Origin of the sequence: Streptomyces sp. NPDC096323 (genome assembly GCF_040302845.1) — a bacterium.
Classification (GTDB): domain Bacteria; phylum Actinomycetota; class Actinomycetes; order Streptomycetales; family Streptomycetaceae; genus Streptomyces.
On sequence record NZ_JBEOSI010000015.1, the window covers coordinates 126,883 to 146,885 of the forward strand.

The window sequence follows — 20,003 nt, forward strand, 5'->3', positions numbered from 1 at the left end:
GGCCCCGGCCACACCTCCGCCGGGACCGCTCGCCCTGTGCCGAGCCGCCTACTGGCCGGCCTTGCCGTGCCGCTCGGAAGAGGCGGAGAAGGTGTTGAGGGCGTCAAGGACGAGCGTCCCCGACTTCAGGACGAACCTCACCCGGTGCTTGCCGTCCGGCAGACCGCGCAGCGCGTACGTGGCCAGGCGCTTGTCGGTGGCCTCGGTCCTCGCGTTCCCGGCGACGAGTGCGCCGTCGACGTAGACGTCGAGGACGGCGCTGCCGTCGTTGCCGCCGATGACGTCGATCCCCGTGCCTCGGAAAGGGACGGTGAAGGACGCGCCGGGCGTCGCGCTCGTCGACGTCGAGCGGTACCAGTCCATCGCGTCGCCGTACGAGGCCTTCCGGGCCCAGGTGCCCTCGTACGTGACCGCACTGTCCATGTTGTCCAACTGCGCGTCCGCGTAAGGCGTGTAACCGTCGACCCTCTCGACCTTCAGATTGTCGAAGCCCGTCCGCTGGAAGCCGCTCCCGAGCTTGACCCGGCCCTCGGTCTGCGGGGTCGGGTCGTCGTAGGTGGCGACCGCCTCACCGTCGACGAAGGCGGTCACCTTCGCCCCCTTCGCCTCGACGGCGAGGCGGTAACCGTCGGCCGCCGCGGCCCTGCCCTGCGCGCGGACCGTGCCGTACTGGTAGAACGTCCAGGCACCGTCGGGGCCGATGCGCAGGTTGTAGGCCGCGTCGCTGATCGCCATGCCCTTCTGCTGGCGCACGCCCAGGGCCGCGAGACCGCCGTCCGGATCGGGGAAGGAGACGTCGACGGACGCCTTGTAGTTCTCCCACCGGAAGTCACCCACCGTGGTGTTGGGCGTGTTCTTGTTCCAGGCGGCGGTGTCCTTCATCGACCGGTCCATGTACTGGTACAGCACTCCGTCGCCGCCCACCTCCCATGCCCCGGTCTGGTCGACCATGTAGCGGGGCTGGTTGCCGCGCGAGGCGAGGTACGGCTGGAGCGTCCTGCCGACCTTGACCCTTCCCTCTTCGTCGTACGCGAAGTCGTCCGCGTACAGGTACGTGTCATGGGTGTCGCCGCGCTTGCCGCTCTCGTCACTGTCGAGGACGGCGCGCTCCCCGGACTTGGGCAGGCGCTGCTTCGTGGACGCGTCCGCGCTCTTGTCCAGGGTGGTCAGGGTGGTGACGGACCGCGGCTTCACGGTGTACGTGTACGCGCCCTCGGCATCCGGCCGGATCTCGTCGGCCAGGTGCTTGAAGTCGGCGTCGTAGCGCTGCCCGGCGTCGGCCGCCCGGGTCTCCCACACCTCCATCGTGGGGTCGCTGCCGAGCCGCAGGTCCTCGGCCTTGATCCGGTACGTCTTCGGCTGGTCGCTGTCGTTGACGACGACGGTCGAGAAGTCCTTCTTCCCGGGATCGGCGAGCGTCATATAGCTGGGGGCGCCATTCGAACCGTCGAGATTCTCGGTTCCGCTCACGCCGCTGTAACTGGCTTCCGGAACCGTGCGCCAGATGCCCGCCGTGTTCGTGTCGTTCTCCCAGCCCGTCTTCGCGAACCCGGTGAAGTGCTGCATCACGTACAGCGCAGCGTCGTAATGAAGGTATCCCGACCACGGATCGCGTGCGCCGACCAGTTCCTTGTGGCTGTACTGGGCGCCCTCGTAGAAGGAACCGATCGCCGGCTGGAAGATGTAGTGGGTGCGCTTGGAATTCGCGTAACTCTTGACGATGCGATTGGCGACGTCGAGAGCGCTCTGCACACCGCCGATTCCGGTGCCGGCGCCGTTTCGGCCTTCGTTGTTGTTGACACGGTAGTCGGTGTAGCCGAACGAGGCCGTCCCCTCGCTGTACCAGACCTCCTTGTCCTCCCCGTATGCGTTGTCGCCGGTGGCCAGCTTCGTGTACGGCAGATAGGTGGGGCTGTCCGCGGCGCCCTCGCGCCGGTCCTCCGTGGTGTAGTGGTAGCCCGCCGCGTCGACGATCCCGAAGAGTTCGGCGTCACTGAGCATCGCCGGGCCCATGTTGAGCGTGTTGTTCTCGTCGGAAGCGACGATCTTGATGCGGTGGTAGGCCTTGGCCACGGCCTCCCGCTCGCCGGCCGGAATCCCGTAGCGTCCGTCTGCGAACTCGGTGTCGTTCACGACCGCGTTCTTGTACCACTTGATGAATGAGATGTCCGGCGAGCGCGTCTCGTTCTTGTCCGGGTCGACATAATCGATCATGTACCCGTACTTCTCGTGGACGTCGAGAATAGTCTCCTTGTACCAGCGGTACATCTCGTCGGTGCCGGTGCCCTTGTTCCATTCCTGCTGGACCCACTGGGGCATTTCCCAGCGCAGGATCGAGACCTTGAGCCGCGGGTTGACCGTCTTGGCGTCGGCGGCCAGCTGGAAGCCCGGGGAACGGGAGGCGTCCGCGAGCTCGTCCCGGGTGCGCATGGTCGCGGGGTCGGCGCCGGTCGAGGTGTTCGTGTCCGACCCCATCTCGACCTTGACGTGGTTGACGAGGGGATTCCCACCGCCGAACAGCACACGGATGAGCTGCCAGTACCGCTCGGGGTGCTCGGCCTTGTAGTCCATCAGCAGATTGCTCGTGCTGTTGCAGCTGAGCACGCCGAGGCCCTTGTACGTCAGGCCGTTCACGTTGCCGGCGCGCACGTCGTCACCGTCGACCACGACGTCGACGGGGTCGTCCGCCGCGTGCGTGGAAGGCGCGGCGACGAGCCCCGCCCCCAGGGTCACGACTGCGGCGGCCGCGAGCGACGCCCACCGCAGCCTTCTTTGTCCACGCGTCCTGATCTGCGTGCGCGTCCTGTGTGTACGCATCCGGCACCGCTTCCTTTGCCTCGTCTGCCTCGTCCCGACTCGGGCGCGGGAACATGACACAACGAAGCCGTTCGCCCCCTCTACGGATCACCCGCACACGACCACACTCATTCGCACTCGAACATCGGGGCAGGTGTCGACGGCGCTGCGACGGCAGGGACCCCGGCTCGGTGTCAGTCCGCTGACGTATCGTTCCCGCCATCGCACACCGACGCGGAGGACCAGAAGAGTTGACTGACCTGTCCCCCTTCCCGCTGCCCTTTCAGACCTCCCGCTCCATATCGTTCGCCACGCCCCGAACGCTGCGGGAAATTCAGATGATGCAGTGCAGCGCCACCATCCGGGCGAAGCCCGGGTGGTTCGACAAGATGCACGATGCCGACATCGTCGCCAGGTGGACGCAAGAAGCGATCGGCCAAGAGCTCACCGAAGCGCAGGTTCGTTATGTGCTTGCCGAGCTCGCTCATTACGCGACGCTGCGGGACGGACGGACCGGAATCGAGATGTCCGCCGTCGACGGGGTGTGGCAGTCCGACACACTGGTCGACGACAAGCTCGGATCCCGGCTGCGCGAGGCGGTCCGGGTTCTGGAGCAGGTCCCCGAAGCAGAACGGGACTGGCATCCCGGATCCGACGGCCAGGTGGTGGATCTCGTACATCCCTCACTGTTCTGTCTGGTGAGAGAGGTGAGCGGGGCGCCCGAGCGGGCTTGGCAGAATCCGACGGACCGATACTCGAAGTACGAATTCTCGGAGAAGTTCCAGTGGCTGCCCACGGATGTCGACGTCAGTTCCGACGGCGATGCCGTCTTCCGTTCGTACGTCAATAACGTCCACCCCGAGACTCATCACGAGCTGGCATCCGTCCTTCCGGACCTGTTCGCACGCTTTCTCCCCCTGTTCGAGAACGTACTCACCGATCTGCGTCATCCGCGGCCCCTGCGGATCGAAGCGGATCCTTATTCCTGGTACGACTCGGAGCCCGAGTATCCGGACCGGGCCTCCTACGGTGATGAGGGGGCCTACAAAGAAGCCCTCCGCGCATGGGAGGAGGCTCTGGACGGCTGGTTCGAAAACCGCCACCCGGTCATTCCGGACGCCCCGGCCTTCGCCCCGCCCGCATTGCCCGATGAATCCGCCCGAGTCGGCCTGCGCGGCCGCCGTCTCCAGGTCATCGTCAAGCTCGCCACCATTCATCTCACCCCGGACAAGCCCGAGTATTCCGGCGGTTCCTGGCATGTCGAGGGGATGCTGAACGAGCGGATCGTATCGACCGGCATCTACTACTGGGACAGCGAGAACATCACGGAAAGCCGGCTGAGCTTCCGGGCGGCACTCGACGACCCGAACTACGAGCAGAACGACGACGACGGCCTGCGTGAGGTCTACGGCCTGGAGGACGAGGACGCGCTGAACCAGACACTGGGATCGGCATCGACCCCGGCGGGCCGCTGCCTGGCGTTCCCGAACGTCCTGCAGCACCGCGTGGGCTCCTTCCGCCTCACGGACCCCACTCTGCCGGGACATCGCAAAATACTCGCGTTCTTCCTGGTCGACCCGTCGGAAGTGATCGTCTCGACGTCCGATGTGCCCCCGCAGCAGCCGTGGTCCGACACCTCGACCATGACGCTCGAACAGGCCGGGCACTACCGCGAAGAACTCATGCGGGAACGCAAGTTCTTCGTCAATGAGCACAACGAGCAGCTCTTCGAGCGAGAGTTCTCCCTCTGCGAGCACTGAGCTCCACGCCGACGACCGCGCGAGTACCCCTCGCCGGGGCGGCGCCGGCGAGCGCGCCGACGGGACCGGGGGCGCCGCGCCTCCACTGGTAAACTGGGGGCACGCTTGAGAAACGCTGGGGCCCGTACCGAGGGGTACGGGCCCCGGCGCGTTCCGGGCGCCGGACCGAGAAGGGTTGCCCCATGAACGCGAAGCCGCCGGCCCCGAAGGGCGAACCGACCACACCGCTCACGGCAGCCCCTGGCCTGCCGCCGGGCGTGCCCTTCGACGGACTCGGGCTTCCGCCGGAGCTGACCGCGACGATGGCGGACCTGGGAGTGACGGAACCCTTCCCGATCCAGGCGGCGACCCTGCCCAGCGCGCTCGCCGGTCGCGATGTCCTCGGGCGGGCGCGGACCGGCTCCGGCAAGACGCTTGCCTTCGGGCTTGCGCTGCTGGCGCGGACGGCAGGCGTGCGAGCGGAGTCGAAGCGGCCGGTCGCCCTGGTCCTGGTGCCGACCAGGGAGCTCGCGCAGCAGGTGAGCGATGCGCTGGCCCCGTACGCGCAGGCGCTGAACCTGCGGCTGGCCACGGTGGTCGGCGGGCTGGCGATCAACCGGCAGGCGGCGGCGCTGCGGGCCGGCGCAGAAGTGGTCGTCGCGACGCCGGGACGGCTCGCCGACCTCGTATCGCGTCACTACTGCGATCTGCAGCAGGTGCGGATCACCGTGCTGGACGAGGCGGACCAGATGTGCGACCTGGGATTCCTGCCGCAGGTCTCGGAAGTCCTGGACCAGGTCCGCCCCGACGGACAGCGGCTGCTGTTCTCGGCCACGCTGGACCGCAATGTGGACCTGTTGGTGCGGAAGTATCTGCACGACCCGGTAGTCGCCTCGGTCGACCACGCGGCGGCCTCGGTCGCCACGATGGAACACCACGTACTGAACGTCCACCCGGCCGACAAGTACGCGACCGCGACGGAGATCGCAGCCCGGGACGGGCGGGTCCTGATGTTCCTGGACACCAAGGCCGGCGTGGACCAGTTCACCCGGCACCTGCGGGCCAGCGGCGTACGGGCCGGCGCCCTGCACAGCGGGAAGTCGCAGCCGCAGCGCGCTCACACACTCGCGCAGTTCAAGAACGGCGAGATCACCGTGTTGGTGGCCACCAATGTCGCGGCGCGAGGCATTCACATCGATGCGCTGGACCTCGTCGTCAACGTCGACCCGCCGGCCGACGCGAAGGACTACCTGCACCGTGGCGGGCGTACGGCTCGCGCCGGAGAATCCGGGAGCGTGGTCACGCTGGCCACTCCGAACCAGCGGCGGGACCTGAACCAGATCATGGCCGCGGCCCGGGTCCGGCCGACCGTCACCCAGGTGCGCTCCGGCGAGGAGAAGCTGACCGCCATCACCGGGGCCAAGCGGCCGCCCGTCGAAGAGAAGGGCAGCGGCAACGCCCCCTTCCGTGGCATGGGCACCCGTCCGGGCCGCCCCAAGGAATCCCGCAGAACAGCCGATGCCCGCAGGACGGCCGAAGCGCGCGCGGCAGCGCGGGTACGCAAGGGCCGCTGAACCGGCCGCACCTCTTCCCGGAGCCGCCTCGGCGCGGCTCCGGCCCGGCGTGATGCGACCGCCGTTGATGCGCACGCAGCTTCTCCACATATCCGCCGGACAAAGCGACGCCGCGCACACGGCCCACGAAAAACACTCCATAAACGCGCCATCCATTCGCAGATGACGCACAAGAGCGAGCGAGCCCGGCTCACTTTCACGCCGTCGCCATACGGAACTCCTGCGCACCTCCCGAACAGCACGCCTCGTCGGCCGCCCCGGAATTACGGAGACAGGCGGACCACGGAACCCTGCACACCGCGTGCGCAGATCAGTCACCGTTCCATTCGCAGGACACCAGGTCAAGGCAGGCGCACGGGACGAATAGGGCGCAGGCGCCCCACGCGAGGCGTGAAGTTGCGAGGGCGCCGAATTCATCCTGTGAAGCTCATGAAGGATTTGCTCCGACGCGATGGACGCCTCTGCACGTGTTTCGATTCCCGCACGTCGATAAACACGAATCCGCCGCAGTTCGATTGGCTGCGCGACGCACAGGCGTGCTTTGATCCTGGCCCATACGGGGACCGCACGACGGACTCCCGTAGAGAAGCAATTTCCATATGAAGGGCGCTCATCATGAACTACACCCCCCAGGTCGAGACCGCCGAGCTCTCCGACAGCGACCTCGACAACGTCTCGGGCGGCCTCGTCGGCGGTCTCGTCGGCAACGTCACGGGCACCGTTGAGGGCATCGTCCCGGTCGCCGGCCTCGTCGGCTCGGTCACCGGTCTCGTCGAGGGCACGACCGGCGTGAACACGGGCGCGGTCACCGGCCTGGCCGCCGGCCTCACCGCCGGTCTCTGAGACACGGCAGTACCCCGCCGAGCCCCGGAACCCCTGCGGTTCCGGGGCTCGGCGCCGACCGCTGACAGGTGAGGGAAGAGTTCCGTGCAGTTCCGCCAACAGGCCCTTTCCAAGCTGCAGTCGCCCGAACAGCTCGATCTTCCGGTGCGTTTCGCCCGCCCGCAGGGCGTGCTCGTCCTGTGTGTCACCGTCGCCGTGATGGCCGCCGCCTGCTTCTGGGCCGTGACGGGCTCCGTCGCCAGTACCCTCGACGCCCCCGGCATCCTCACGCACGCACGCGGCAGTTACCTCCTGCAGAGCCCGGTCGCCGGCCAGATCACCGAGGTGCTCGCCGACGAGGGCGAGACCCTGCCCCGGAACCACCCACTGCTCAAGGTCCGTACGCAGCAGGGCGAACGCGTCGTCCGCACGATCGACGCGGGCCGGCTCACCTCGGTGACCGCCACGGTCGGCGCCGTGGTCGCCACCGGCGCGGACGTGGCGAGCGTCGAACGGATCGACGGCGCCGACGACCCGCTGGTCGCCCTCCTCTACGTGTCCGGCAGCAGTGCCGCGTCGGTCCCGGTGGGCGCCTGGGTCGACCTCACCGTCCAGTCGGTGCCCGCCCAGCAGTACGGGGTGCTGCGCGGCAAGGTGGCCGCGGTCGGCCGGGCAGCGCAGACACAGCAGCAGATCACCCGCTTCCTCGGCGACGCCCAGCTCGGCGAGCAGTTCTCCCGCCACGGCAGGCCGTTGGCCGTCCTGGTGAGGATCGAGCGCGCGGCCGCCACGAAGTCCGGCTACCGGTGGTCCTCGGCCGACGGCCCCCCGTACGCGATCGGCTCCATGACCCTGGCCACCGGCTCCGTCCGTCTCGCCGGCCGGCACCCGATCGATTGGCTGCTCCCGTGACCGCACCGCACCCGTCCCCCACCGACCGGCGACTGCCGCCGCCCGGCCGCGGCAGGCACCGCCCGGGGGCGCCTCTGGGCAGCAGGCGGCGGTCACGCCCGGCGCCGAAGCCCGGGCGGACCAAGACCGTGCACACGCCCACCGTGCTCCAGATGGAGGCGCTGGAGTGCGGCGCGGCCTCGCTGGCGATGGTGCTCGGCCACCACGGCCGCCATGTGCCGCTGGAGGAGCTGCGCATCGCCTGCGGCGTCTCCCGTGACGGCTCGCGCGCCAGCAACGTGCTCAAGGCCGCCCGGAGTTACGGCCTCCGGGCCAAAGGAATGCAGATGGAGGCCGGGGCCCTCGCGGAGGTCCGGGCGCCCGCGATCCTGTTCTGGGAGTTCAACCACTACGTCGTCTACGAGGGCCCGGCACGCCGGCTCGGCCGACGGGGCGTGCGGATCAACGACCCCGACAAGGGGCGCCGGTTCGTGCCCACCGAGGATTTCGACACCAGTTTCACCGGGGTCGTCCTCGTCCTCGAACCCGGCGAGGACTTCGAGCGGGGCGGGCGGAAGCCCGGTGTGATGGCCGCGCTTCCCGCCCGGCTGCGGGGCACGACGGCCACGATGCTGGTCGCCCTGCTCGCCAGCCTGCTGCTGGTGGCGGCCGGAGCGACGCTCCCGGCTCTGAGCCGTACGTATATCGACCTGTTCATGATCGGTGAACAGTCCTCGCTGCTGGGTGTGCTGTTCACCGCGATGGGCACCATGGTCGCCCTCACCGCCGTGCTGACGTGGCTGCAACAGGCGAATCTGCTGCATGGACGGGTCATCGCGTCCACCCTCGGCAGCGCGCGCTTCTTCCGGCACCTGCTCCGGCTGCCCGTCACCTTCTTCTCGCAGCGCAGCCCCGCCGATCTCGTCCAGCGCCTCCAGTCGAACGACGCCGTGGCCGAGACCCTCGCCCGGGATCTCACCGCGGCGGGCGTGGACGGCATCGTCGTCCTCCTCTACGCGCTCCTGCTGTGGACCTACGATCCGCAGCTGACCGTCATCGGGGTGGGGATCGCGCTGCTCAACGTGGTCGCGATGCGCATCGTCGTACGGATGCGGGCCGTGGGCACGCAGAAGCTGCGGGCCGACAGCGCCCGGCTCACCAACACCTCGTACACCGGCCTGCAGTTGATCGAGACGATGAAGGCCACGGGAGGGGAGAACGGGTACTTCCGCCGATGGGCCGGGCAGCACGCGACGACGCTGGAGGAGCAGCAGCGCCTCGGGGTGCCGAGCGCCTGGCTGGGCATCGTCGCCCCCGCCCTCGCGACGCTCAACAGCGCGCTGATCCTGTGGATCGGCGGGCTGCGGGCCGTCGAGGGGCATCTCTCGATCGGCCTGCTCGTAGCCTTCCAGGCGCTGGTGACCCGCTTCACCGCGCCCGTCACCCGGCTCAACGGGGTGGCTGGCCGGGTCCAGGACTTCGCGGCCGACGTGGCCCGGCTCAAGGACGTGGAGAACTTCCCGGTCGACCCCCTGTACTCGCGCCGGGAGCCGGCCGCGAGCACCCGCCGCCTCAAGGGCCATGTGACGCTGGAGGACATCACCTTCGGCTACAGCCCGCTCGACAAGCCGCTGCTCACCGGTTTCTCGCTGTCGGTGGGGCCCGGGCAGCAGGTGGCGCTCGTCGGCGGTTCGGGCAGCGGCAAGTCGACGGTCTCGCGGCTCATCTCGGGTCTCTACAGCCCGTGGGAGGGCACCATCCGCATCGACGGGCAGCGCCTGGAGGACATACCCCGGGGAGCGCTCGCCGCGTCCGTGTCCTTCGTCGACCAGGACGTCTTCCTCTTCGAGGGGACCGTCCGGGACAACGTGGCGCTGTGGGACCCCTCGGTCCCGGACGAGGCCGTGAGCGACGCGCTGCGGGACGCCGCGCTGTACGACGTCGTCGCCCGCCGCCCCCGCGGCATCCACGGCCGGGTGGAGCAGGACGGCCGGAACTTCTCCGGCGGGCAGCGCCAGCGACTGGAGATCGCCCGGGCACTCGTGCGCCGCCCCAGCGTCCTGGTCCTGGACGAGGTCACCAGCGCGCTGGACGCCGAGACGGAGCGGGTCATCATCGACAACCTACGGCGGCGCGGCTGCGCCTGTGTCGTGATCGCGCACCGGCTGAGCACCGTGCGCGACAGCGACGAGATCGTGGTCCTGGACCACGGGACGGTCGTGGAGCGCGGCCGGCACGAGAGCCTGGTGGCCGCCGGTGGCCCGTACTCCGATCTGGTCAGGGAGCACTGACATGGCCTTCGTACATCCGCTCGCCGGCACGGAGGCTCCCGGGCAGGACCCGGTCATCGGCGCGCTGGGTGCTCTCGGTGAACCGGTCGACTGCGCCGGGCTGCGGAGTCTGCCGCTGGAAGGGCCGCACGTGCTGTGGCTCGTCGTGGGCGGGGCCCTCGATCTGTTCGCCGTGGACGCCGTGGAGCAGGGGCACTGGCACTTCCTGGGGCGGCTCGAACCGGGAACCCTCGTCCTGGGTCCGGTCGACGGCCCGCGGCACACCCTGGTGGGGCGGCCGCTCCAGGAGTGCGTGCTGCGCCGGATCGCGCTGCGTGAGCTGTACCGGCCGCAGGATGCCGACCAGGGGACGTACGAGGGGCAGTACAGCAGTAGTTACGACACCGGGGACACCACGCTGAGCCTGCTGGAGCACGCCTTCTCGCTCGGCGTGGGCCGGAGCCAACGCGTCCTGTTCGAGGCCCCGCTGGACGGGCGGACCACCGTCGACGAGTCGGTGGGCGACGACGACGTCCTGTGGCTGCCGGTGTCGCCCGGGAGTGTGCAGTACGGCGCCGCTTTCAGCGCCGAGGCGGCGGGCGACCTGCTCGTCGACGCGGCGATGTGGCAGGGGATGGTCAATCAGCAGTACCGCCTGCTGTCGGCGCTGGACCGCTGGATCGAACAGCTGGAGCGCGCCCACGAGGACCGGACCGCGGCGGGCATGAAGGCGGGCGAGGCCGTCCGCAAGGAGGCCGACCAGGCGCTGCTCACCTCGATCGGCCGGTCCCGGAGGGGCTCCTCGCCCGCGGCCGGGGCCTCGGACGACGCGGTGTACGCGGCCTGCCGGCTGGTGGCCCGCGACTCCGGGATCGTCCTGGGCGAGCCCGCGACGGGCGGGGCGGTGAGCGACCGGACCGACCCGGTGGAGCGGGTCGCGGTCGCCTCGCGCGTCCGCACCCGGGCGGTGCGGCTGGACGGGCGCTGGTGGCGGGAGGACTACGGGCCGTTGGTGGGCCGTCGGGCCGCGTCCGGAGCGCCGGTCGCCCTGCTCCGGCGGCGTGGCCGCTACGAGGCGGTCAACCCGCTGACGGGGCGGCGCAGCCGTGTCGACAGCTCCTCGGCGCAGGACTTCGACGAACGAGCCGTGATGTTCTACCGGCCGTTGCCGGAGCAGCCGTTGAGCAAGCGGCAGCTGCTGCGGTTCGGGCTGTTCGGCACCCGGGGCGACCTGCGGAGACTGGTCCTGGCTGGGCTGGTGACCGTGGCGCTGGGGGCCCTGGTGCCGATCGCGACCGGCAGGGTGCTCGGCGTGTATGTGCCCACCGCCCAGAACACCCTCATCGTGCAGGTGTCACTGGCCGTCATCATCTCCGGGGTGGTCTCGGCGGCCTTCATGCTGCTGCAGAACCTCACGATCCTGCGGATGGAGGGACGGATCGAGAGCACACTCCAGCCCGCGGTCTGGGACCGGCTCCTGCGGCTGCCGGTGAAGTTCTTCACCGAGCGCTCCACGGGAGAACTGGCGAGCGCGGCGATGGGGGTGAGCGCCATCCGCCGGGTGCTGTCCGGCACCGGTCCGGTCGTGGTGCAGGCGGGCACGCTCGGGGCGATGAATCTCGGCCTGCTGCTCTGGTTCAGCGTGCCGCTGGCACTCACCGCCGTCGCGATGCTGGTGGTCATCGCAGGGGTGTTCCTCACCATGGGGATGTGGGAGCTGCGGTGGCAGCGCCGACTGGTCGTGCTGGGCAACAAGCTCAACAATCAGGCGTTCCAGACGCTGCGGGGGCTGCCCAAGCTGCGGGTCGCGGCGGCGGAGAGCTTCGCGTACGGGGCGTGGGCGGCGGAGTTCGCCCGCAGCCGCGAGCTGCAGAAGCGGGCGGGCCGGATCAGGAATCTGACGACGGTCCTCAACGCGGTCCATCTCCCGCTGTGTTCGCTGGTGATCTTCGTCCTGCTGGCGGGCCCGGCACGGGGCTCCCTTACGGCCGCCGAGTTCCTGACCTTCAACACGTCCGTGACGATGCTGCTGACCGCCGTCACCCAGCTCACCGGGGCGTTCGTGTCCGCAGCCGCGGTGCTGCCGATGTTCGAGCAGATCAAGCCGGTACTCGACGAGGCACCCGAGGTACGCGGCGCCAGCGCCCAGCCGGGCGAACTGTCCGGCGGGATCGAGGCCAGGGGTGTGTCCTTCCGCTACTCCGACGACGGTCCCCTCGTCCTCGACGATGTGTCGCTGACCGTGCGCCCGGGCGAGTTCGTCGCGGTCGTCGGCCCGAGCGGATGCGGCAAGTCGACCCTGCTGAGGCTTCTCATCGGCTTCGACAAGCCGGTCTCGGGCAGTGTGCTGTACGACGGCCAGGACCTGACGGCGCTCGACCAGGCCGCCGTACGCCGTCAGTGCGGGGTCGTCCTGCAGAACGCCCAGCCGCTGTCCGGATCGATCCTGGACTGCATCTGCGGCGCCGAGGTCTTCACCCAGGAGGAGGCGTGGGAGGCCGCCGCGATGGCGGGGCTGGCCGAGGACATCAAGCGCATGCCGATGGGGCTGCACACGATGATCTCCGGCGGCGGCACGATCTCCGGCGGCCAGCGCCAGCGGCTGATGATCGCCCAGGCGCTCGTACGGCGTCCCCGCATCCTGTTCTTCGACGAGGCCACCAGCGCCCTGGACAACGAGACCCAGCGCACGGTGATCGAGAGCACCAGGTCCCTGCGCGCCACCCGGGTCGTCATCGCGCACCGGCTGTCCACGGTCATGGACGCCGACCGCGTGATCGTCATGGCGGAGGGCCGGATCGTCCAGGAGGGGCCGCCCGCCGAACTCCTCGCGGACCGGGACGGGCGGCTCCATGAACTGGTGCGGCGTCAGATGAACTGACGAGGCGGGGGCACGTCACCTCCGGGAGGAACCGAGGTGCCAGACGCGCGCCTCGTCCAGCTTCACCGAGCCGTTCTCGGCGAAGACCTCCACTCCCTGGCTGGCGGGAGCGGGGAAGATCTGGTCGGTGATCACCGCTTCGCCGTTGCCGCCGAAGACCTCGACGGATGACCAGTCGACCAGGATCCGTATCTTCACCTTGCCGTTCTCGGCCCGCAGCGGCGCCCGCTGGACGCCGGGGAAGGTGTCGCTGAAGTCCACGGCCCCGGACCGGGTCCGGTCGACGTACAACTCCTGTGTCGTGGTGTCGTAGCCGATGACGGTCTCCTCTCCGCCTGCGCCGGTGCGCACCTTGATGCCGAACCGGTCGGCGTCCTCGAGGGAGAAGGCCGCCTCGATGTCGAGCGCCTTGCCCTGGGCCGCGCCGCGTCCCAGGGGCCGTGATGTGCTGGTCACCGTGGCGCCGGCCGATGCCACCGGGCGGCCCTCTCGCAGGGAGGCCAGGCCGCTCACCGGCTCGCTGGTCAGCTTGATCCGGCCGTCCACGGTGCGCAGGGCCATCTGGCGGGGGATGCTCTGCGCGCTGCGCCAGGGGGACGTGGGAATGGAGCCGCCGTACTCCCAGTTGTTCATCCAGCCGATCATGTGCCGCTTGCCGCCCGGTGCGTTCTCCCAGGACACGGCCGCGTAGTAGTCCTTGCCGAAGTCTGCCCAGTCGGCCCGCTGGACGGCGGACTTGGCGGGTGTCGCGGCCGCGGTGAACCGGTCGGCCATGATCTGGCCCCAGCCGCCGGTGTTCATGTCGACGATCTGGATCCGCGCCTCCTTGCCGGCGTACGGGCGCATGTCGATGGAGGCCCAGTCCAGCGTCTCGCTGTCGGAGCCGGTGGCGCTGCCGACGACCTTGCCGTCGACGACCAGGTTGACGGCCGTCTCACGGGAGAGGGGCTGGGCGCGCGTGTCGGAGAGCACGATGTGGTCGACGTTGATGTGACCCCAGCCGCCCGTGTTGCCGTCGACGATCCTGATCTGCGCCTTCTTGCCGCGGAGTTCGCGGACGTCCCAGGAGTCCCAGTTGAGTGCCTCGCCATCGTGCCCGGTGGCGCTGCGCACCACCTTGCCGTCGACGAGGAGCTCCACGGCGGTGGGATCGGCCTGGCTTGCGGGATGGCTGCCGCCGCCGATGAGGAAGTCGACGTAGTCCTTGTCGATGGTGAATTCCGGCGAGGCGAGGCTGCCGGTCGTGGAGTCGCCGTTCAGGAACGAGTTGGCCAGGCCACTGCCGAGGAAGCCGCTGACCTCCTGCTGGCCTGCATGACTGCCCGTGGCCGGTGCGGCTGCGAAGGCATCGCCGGTAACCGTCCAGTCGCCGTAGGTGCCGCCTTCGAAGTCGGCGAGGGTCGTCCCCTCGGGCGCGGGTCCTCGTTCCTGCACGGTGCCGGGCTGGTGGGGGTGACGTCCGCCGGCGACCTTGAAGTTGAGGTACGGGCTGTCGACGGTGAAAGCCGGGGAGGAGAGGGTTCCGGTGCCGCCGTCACCGGCGTGGAAACTGTTGGCGAGGCCCTTGCCCTCGAAGCCGCTGACGGGTCCCTGGCCGGTCAGCGCACCGGCGGCCGGCCCCTGGCCGAAGGCGGTGCCGGTCGTCGTCCAGGCGCCGAAGTCCGGCTGCTCGAAGTCCTGCATGACAGTGCCGGCGGGCGGCGTGTAGGAACCCTTGTCGTCGGCGGTGAACTTCGTGCCGTCGAAATCGCCGATGAAGTACTGGGCGCCCGAACCGCCCGCGATCCCCCCGGGGTTGATGTTGACGACCAGGACCCACTTGATGTTCTTCTTGTTCCCGTCGACCGCCAGGGGGAACAGGTCGGGGCACTCCCACACCCCGCCGGTCGCCCCGGCCGGCCCGAACTCGCTGAGCTGATCCCAGTCCTTGAGGTTCTTCGAAGAGTAGAACCGCACCTTGTGCTCGGTGGAGAGCGACACCGTCATCAGCCAGCTTCTGGTCGGCGCGTACCACTGGACCTTGGGGTCGCGGAACTCCTTGGAGCCGATGTCGATGACGGGGTTGCCGTCGTACTTGGTGAACGTACGGCCGCGGTCGTTGCTGTAGGCGAGCGACTGGGACTGCCTGCCGGTGCTTTTGTCGGCGCTTGTGTAGATCGCCACCATGGGCGGGTTCTTCTTCGTGCCGAATCCGGTGGTGTTGTTCCAGTCGATGACCGCGCTGCCGGAGAAGACCATCTCCTTGTCGTCGTGGGACAGGGCGAGCGGCAGATCCTTCCAGTGCACGAGGTCGGCGCTCACCGCGTGCCCCCAGGACATGTCGCCCCAGGAGTTGCCGTTGGGATTGTATTGGTAGAAAAGGTGATATTCACCCTTGTAGTAAACGAGGCCGTTGGGGTCGTTCATCCAGTTCTTCTGCGGCGTGTAATGGAACTGGGGCCGGTAGGTCTCGCTGTACGGCCGAGTGCCGGAGGCGATGGCCTGAGGTGCCAACAGGGCTGCGGACAGGGCGCACACGGTCGCCGTCGCGGCGATCATCCGTGTGCGGGCATGCCGGGATACGGAGGTCATGGTGGTGTCTCCTGGGCTGCGGCCGTTTCCGCAGGCGGGTGCGTCCCGGCTGCGTACGGAACGGAAAGGGAGGCCCGGCCGACGCTGTGGCATCGCGTCGGCCACATGAATGTCATCGTTGACTTATGTCAGCGATGACACCGGGTGGTGCCGATGATGGGCGCACTCCGGCCTACGCGTCAACGGCTGGGCAGCGTTTTCTCCGGACCGACCGGACTGCCCGTCAGGTGATGGCCAGTCGAGGGGAACGCCGGCAGCTGGCTCCGCCAAGGGGGGTTCGGTCCGGCGACCGAGCAGGTCAGGGCCGCGACCTGGGCGGCGAACAAGCAGGCTTCCGCCACCTCGCCCAGACCGAGACCGGTCAGCCGCCCCCCGAGGAGCCCGCGCGCACCCAGGTGGTGCAGCAGACCCGCCGTGAAGGAGTCACCCGCTCCGACCGTGTCGACGACCCGCGCCGTCACACCCGGCACGTGCACCCGCTCGCCGTCCAGCGAGACGAGCGCGCCCTCGGCGCCACGCGTGACCACGATGAGCCGTGCGCCCGCCGCGTGCCAGAAGTCGCACGCCTGGTCCAGGGGCGTTTCCGGCAGAAGGAGCCTGACGTCGTCCTCGCTCAGCCGCAGTATGTCCGCGAGCCGGCACCAGTGCCGCAGTCTCTCGCGATAGGTCGCGGGCTGCACCAGCAGTGGCCGGACATTGGGATCGATGCTGATGGTCGTCCGGGACGCGGCCGCTGCCAGGAACTCCTCCACCACCGCCGCCCCGGGCTGCTGGACCAACGCGAGCGAACCCGTGTGCAGGCAAGCGGTGGAGGACAGGTCCACGCCTGCCAGCTCGGCGCCCGACCACTGCCAGTCGGCCGTGCTGTGCGCGTGGAACGCGTACGCGGCCTGCCCCTGGGCGTCCAGCTCCGCCACTGCCAAGGTGCTCGGTTCCGACGCCACGACCGCGTCCGACAGGTCCACCCCTGAAGCCTCCAGGCGGTCCCGGAACAGCCGGCCGAACACGTCCCCGGACAGGCGCGCGAGGAAGCGGGACGGAGTACCAAGGCGAGCCAGAGCCACGGCCGTGTTCGCCGGGCCACCACCGGGCAGTACATGCAGGTCGAGCTCGTGCGGAGCGCTTGCGGGCCGGGTGAACGCGTCCGCGACGCATTCGCCCAGGACGGTGATCTGACGCGGACTCATGGGCTGCTCTTCTCTGACGGACGGACGAACCGGCCGAGCACGTCGCGGCGCGGACGTCTGCGGGCTGCGGGCGGGCGACTACCGAGGACGTTGCCGATTTGTAACAGCGGTGAGGCATTGACGTGCCCGGCAGACGGAGTCCATCATCCTCGGCAAGCAGTGTCAACGATGACATAAGTCAACGATGACACCCGGACGGCATGCTTCGATGCCGGCCCGAGCCGCACGCGATCCCGCAGGAGTCGTTCATGCCTCGCACCATTCGTCTGACCCCGTCCCTGATCAGAGCCGCCGCATGCACGGGTATCGCGGCTCTCACCCTGACGGCCTGTGGTTCCGGCTCGGGCTCGGATACCGCGGGCAACGGCTCGGACGGCGTCAAGGTCGGCCTGATCACGAAGACGGACACCAACCCCTTCTTCGTGAAGATGAAGGAGGGTGCGGAGAAGGCCGCCAAGGAGAGTGGTGCCCAACTGATCAGCTCCGCCGGCAAGTTCGACGGGGACAACGCCGGTCAGGTCACCGCGATCGAGAACATGATCGCCTCGGGAGTGAAGGGCATCCTGATCACCCCCAGCGACTCCAAGGCGATCGTGCCCGCCCTCGCCAAGGCACGCGCCAAGGGGATTCTGGTCATCGCCCTGGACTCCCCCACCGACCCCGAGAGCGCGGTCGATGCCCTCTTCGCCACCGACAACCTCAGGGCCGGGGAGATGATCGGCGCCTACGCCAAGGCCTCGACAAAGGGCAAGGAGGCCAAGATAGCCACCCTCGACCTGGCACCGGGCGTCGCCGTCGGCGTCCAGCGGCACAACGGCTTCCTCAAGGGCTTCGGTATCGGCGAGAAGGACCCCTCGATCGTCTGCTCCCAGGACACCGGAGGCGACCAGGCCAAGGGCCAGACGGCGATGGAGAACTGCCTGCAGAAGGCGCCCGGCATCAACGTCGTCTACACCATCAACGAACCGGCCGCGCTGGGCGCGTACACCGCGCTGAAGGCCAAGGGCAGGGAGAAGGACGTCCTGATCGTCTCCGTCGACGGCGGCTGCACGGGCACGCAGGCGGTCAAGGACGGCAAGATCGCGGCGACCTCCCAGCAGTATCCGCTGAAGATGGCCGCCGAAGGCGTCGGGGCCGTCGTGAAGTACGCCGAGGGCGGCAAGAAGGCGACGGGTTACACCGACACCGGCGTCAGCCTGGTCACCGACCAGGCACAGGCGGGGGTCACGTCGAAGGACACCGCCTACGGCCTGGACAACTGCTGGGGCTGAGCCGCCCGCCCTCCGGGCAGCCGCCGTCCGAAACCCGTTGGCCGGGTGACCGGCCCCGCCCCGCTCAGGAACGGTCACCCCCTCCGTCCTCCCTCGAGGACCACCGCTTTTCCGACAAGGACTTCGTATGACAGCCACCACCGCGCCGTACGCCGAGCTCAAAACGCCGACCGCGGCCCGCAGACTCCTCACCGCGCCGACCACCGGCCCTCTGGCCGCTCTCCTCCTCGCCTGTGCGTTCTTCTCCCTGTCGACGGACCAGTTCCTCACAGGCGGGAACTTCTCGCTGATCGTGCAGCAGGTCATGGTCGTCGGCACCCTCGCCATCGGCCAGACCCTGATCATCCTCACGGCCGGCATCGACCTGTCGTGCGGCGCCGTGATGGCGTTCGGCAGCATCGTGATCGCCAAGATGGCGGCCGAGGGCACCCTGCCCCCGCTCCTGGCCGTCACGTTGGGCCTGGCCGTCTGCGGCGGCTTCGGGCTTCTCAACGGGCTTCTGGTACAGAAGATCCCGCTGCCGCCGTTCATCGTGACGCTCGGCATGCTCAACGTGGCGTTCGCCCTGACGCACATCTACTCCGAAGAGCAGACGGTCACCAGCCTGCCCGGCCCGCTGACCGCCCTCGGAGAGACCTTCCCGCTCGGCCGCACGGACATCACCTACGGCTCGCTGGTCACCATCGTCCTCTTCCTCCTCCTGGCCTACGCCCTCGGCAGCACCGGTTGGGGCCGGCACGTCTACGCTCTGGGCAACAGCCAGGAAGCCGCCCGCCTCAACGGCATCCGCACCTCCCGCCTGACCATCGGCATCTACACCGTGGCCGGTGTGCTGTACGGCCTCGCGGCCCTGCTGCTCATCTCCCGTACGGGGGTGGGCGACCCGCAGGCGGGACAGACCGAGAACCTCGACAGCATCACCGCCGTGGTCCTCGGCGGCACCAGCCTCTTCGGTGGACGCGGTTCGGTCCTGGGCACCTTCATCGGTGTCCTCATCGTCGGCGTCTTCCGCAACGGCCTGCAACTGATGGGTGTGGCCTCCATCTACCAGACCCTGATCACCGGGATCCTTGTGATCCTCGCGGTGACCGTCGACCAGATGTCCCGGAGGAAGGCCCGATGACCACCACCGCCCCCACCCCCGTTCTCCAGGCCCGCGGCCTGGTCAAGCGCTACGGGCAGGTCACCGCCATCGACGGCGCCGACTTCGACCTGATGCCCGGCGAGGTCCTCGCGGTCATCGGCGACAACGGAGCCGGCAAGACCAGCCTGATCAAGGCCCTCACCGGTGCGGTGGCGCCGGACGCGGGCGAGATACGCCTCAACGGCGAACTCATCCACTTCACGGGACCGCAGAGCGCGCGCGCCCACGGCATCGAGACCGTCTACCAGGACCTGGCGGTCGCCGCCTCGATGGACATCGCCTCGAACATGTTCCTCGGACGCGAACTGCGCCGGCCCGGCATCCTCGGCAGCGCCTTCCGCATGCTGGACAAGAAGCGCATGCGCCAGGAGGCCGCGGAGCACATGGCCGACCTCAAAATCGGGCTGCGCTCGCTCACGCAGGCGGTCGAAACCCTCTCCGGCGGTCAGCGGCAAGCCGTGGCCGTCGCACGCTCGGTCGCCTGGGCGCGCAGCGTCGTCGTCATGGACGAGCCGACCGCCGCCCTCGGCGTCAAGGAGTCCGGGCAGGTCCTCGACCTGATCCGCCGGGTCCGCGACAAGGGCATGCCCGTGGTCCTGATCAGCCACAACATGCCCCACGTCTTCGAGATCGCCGACCGGATCCACGTCCACCGGCTGGGCCGTCGCGCCGCCGTGATCAAACCGTCCGATCACTCCATGGCCGAGGTCGTCGCCATCATGACCGGAGCGCTGACCGTGGACGGGGCCGGAGGTACTGTCGTAGCGGATTCCGAGGCCGCAAAGGCGGTGGGAGTCCAGGCCACCTGACACCGATGACACTCACAGGTTCCGGCCGAGGCCGCGGCCGGAACCGAC

12 protein-coding genes are annotated in these 20,003 nt (G+C 69.1%); 9 read left to right on the forward strand and 3 right to left on the reverse strand.

The window, feature by feature from the left end:
• Positions 1–48 precede the first annotated feature (48 nt).
• Positions 49–2,817, reverse strand: coding sequence for a GH59 galactosidase (locus ABTX18_RS33275; RefSeq protein ID WP_352126537.1), 2,769 nt, complete (start codon positions 2,815–2,817; stop codon positions 49–51).
• Between the two features lie 230 nt (positions 2,818–3,047).
• On the opposite strand from ABTX18_RS33275, the gene ABTX18_RS33280 reads away from it, so the two are divergent.
• The 6 genes from ABTX18_RS33280 (at position 3,048) to ABTX18_RS33305 (ending at position 12,973) form a co-directional block, all read left to right on the forward strand.
• Positions 3,048–4,556, forward strand: coding sequence for a DUF4246 domain-containing protein (locus ABTX18_RS33280; protein WP_352126538.1), 1,509 nt, complete (start codon positions 3,048–3,050; stop codon positions 4,554–4,556).
• Positions 4,557–4,738: 182 nt separating this feature from the next.
• Positions 4,739–6,109, forward strand: coding sequence for a DEAD/DEAH box helicase (locus ABTX18_RS33285; protein ID WP_352126539.1), 1,371 nt, complete (start codon positions 4,739–4,741; stop codon positions 6,107–6,109).
• 615 nt (positions 6,110–6,724) lie between these two features.
• Positions 6,725–6,952 (forward strand): type A2 lantipeptide, encoded by a 228-nt coding sequence (locus ABTX18_RS33290; RefSeq protein ID WP_352126540.1) that lies wholly within the window; start codon positions 6,725–6,727, stop codon positions 6,950–6,952.
• 84 nt (positions 6,953–7,036) lie between these two features.
• Positions 7,037–7,843: an HlyD family efflux transporter periplasmic adaptor subunit gene (locus ABTX18_RS33295; protein WP_352126541.1), complete on the forward strand. Its 807-nt coding sequence runs from the start codon at positions 7,037–7,039 to the stop codon at positions 7,841–7,843.
• A complete protein-coding gene (locus ABTX18_RS33300) occupies positions 7,840–10,113 on the forward strand; it encodes an NHLP family bacteriocin export ABC transporter peptidase/permease/ATPase subunit (RefSeq protein ID WP_352126542.1) in 2,274 nt (757 codons plus the stop codon). Before ABTX18_RS33295 ends, ABTX18_RS33300 begins: the two co-directional genes overlap by 4 nt.
• Before the next feature lies 1 nt (position 10,114).
• A complete protein-coding gene (locus tag ABTX18_RS33305; protein WP_352126543.1) occupies positions 10,115–12,973 on the forward strand; it encodes an NHLP bacteriocin export ABC transporter permease/ATPase subunit in 2,859 nt (952 codons plus the stop codon).
• Positions 12,974–12,988: 15 nt separating this feature from the next.
• Here ABTX18_RS33305 and ABTX18_RS33310 read toward each other — a convergent pair whose 3' ends face one another.
• Positions 12,989–15,544 (reverse strand): GH32 C-terminal domain-containing protein, encoded by a 2,556-nt coding sequence (locus tag ABTX18_RS33310; protein WP_352126544.1) that lies wholly within the window; start codon positions 15,542–15,544, stop codon positions 12,989–12,991.
• A gap of 179 nt (positions 15,545–15,723) precedes the next feature.
• Positions 15,724–16,731 (reverse strand): carbohydrate kinase family protein, encoded by a 1,008-nt coding sequence (locus ABTX18_RS33315; RefSeq protein ID WP_352126545.1) that lies wholly within the window; start codon positions 16,729–16,731, stop codon positions 15,724–15,726.
• Positions 16,732–16,979: 248 nt separating this feature from the next.
• Here ABTX18_RS33315 and ABTX18_RS33320 point away from each other — a divergent pair, with 248 nt between their 5' ends.
• From ABTX18_RS33320 to ABTX18_RS33330, 3 genes are all read left to right on the forward strand, one after another.
• The gene (locus ABTX18_RS33320; RefSeq protein ID WP_352126546.1) at positions 16,980–18,002 is read left to right on the forward strand and encodes a sugar ABC transporter substrate-binding protein; all 1,023 of its coding nucleotides are present in this window, start codon (positions 16,980–16,982) and stop codon (positions 18,000–18,002) included.
• 127 nt (positions 18,003–18,129) lie between these two features.
• Complete coding sequence (locus tag ABTX18_RS33325; protein WP_352126547.1) at positions 18,130–19,125, forward strand: ABC transporter permease; 996 nt, start codon at positions 18,130–18,132, stop codon at positions 19,123–19,125.
• A complete protein-coding gene (locus tag ABTX18_RS33330) occupies positions 19,122–19,955 on the forward strand; it encodes an ATP-binding cassette domain-containing protein (RefSeq protein WP_352126548.1) in 834 nt (277 codons plus the stop codon). Before ABTX18_RS33325 ends, ABTX18_RS33330 begins: the two co-directional genes overlap by 4 nt.
• Positions 19,956–20,003: the final 48 nt, after the last annotated feature.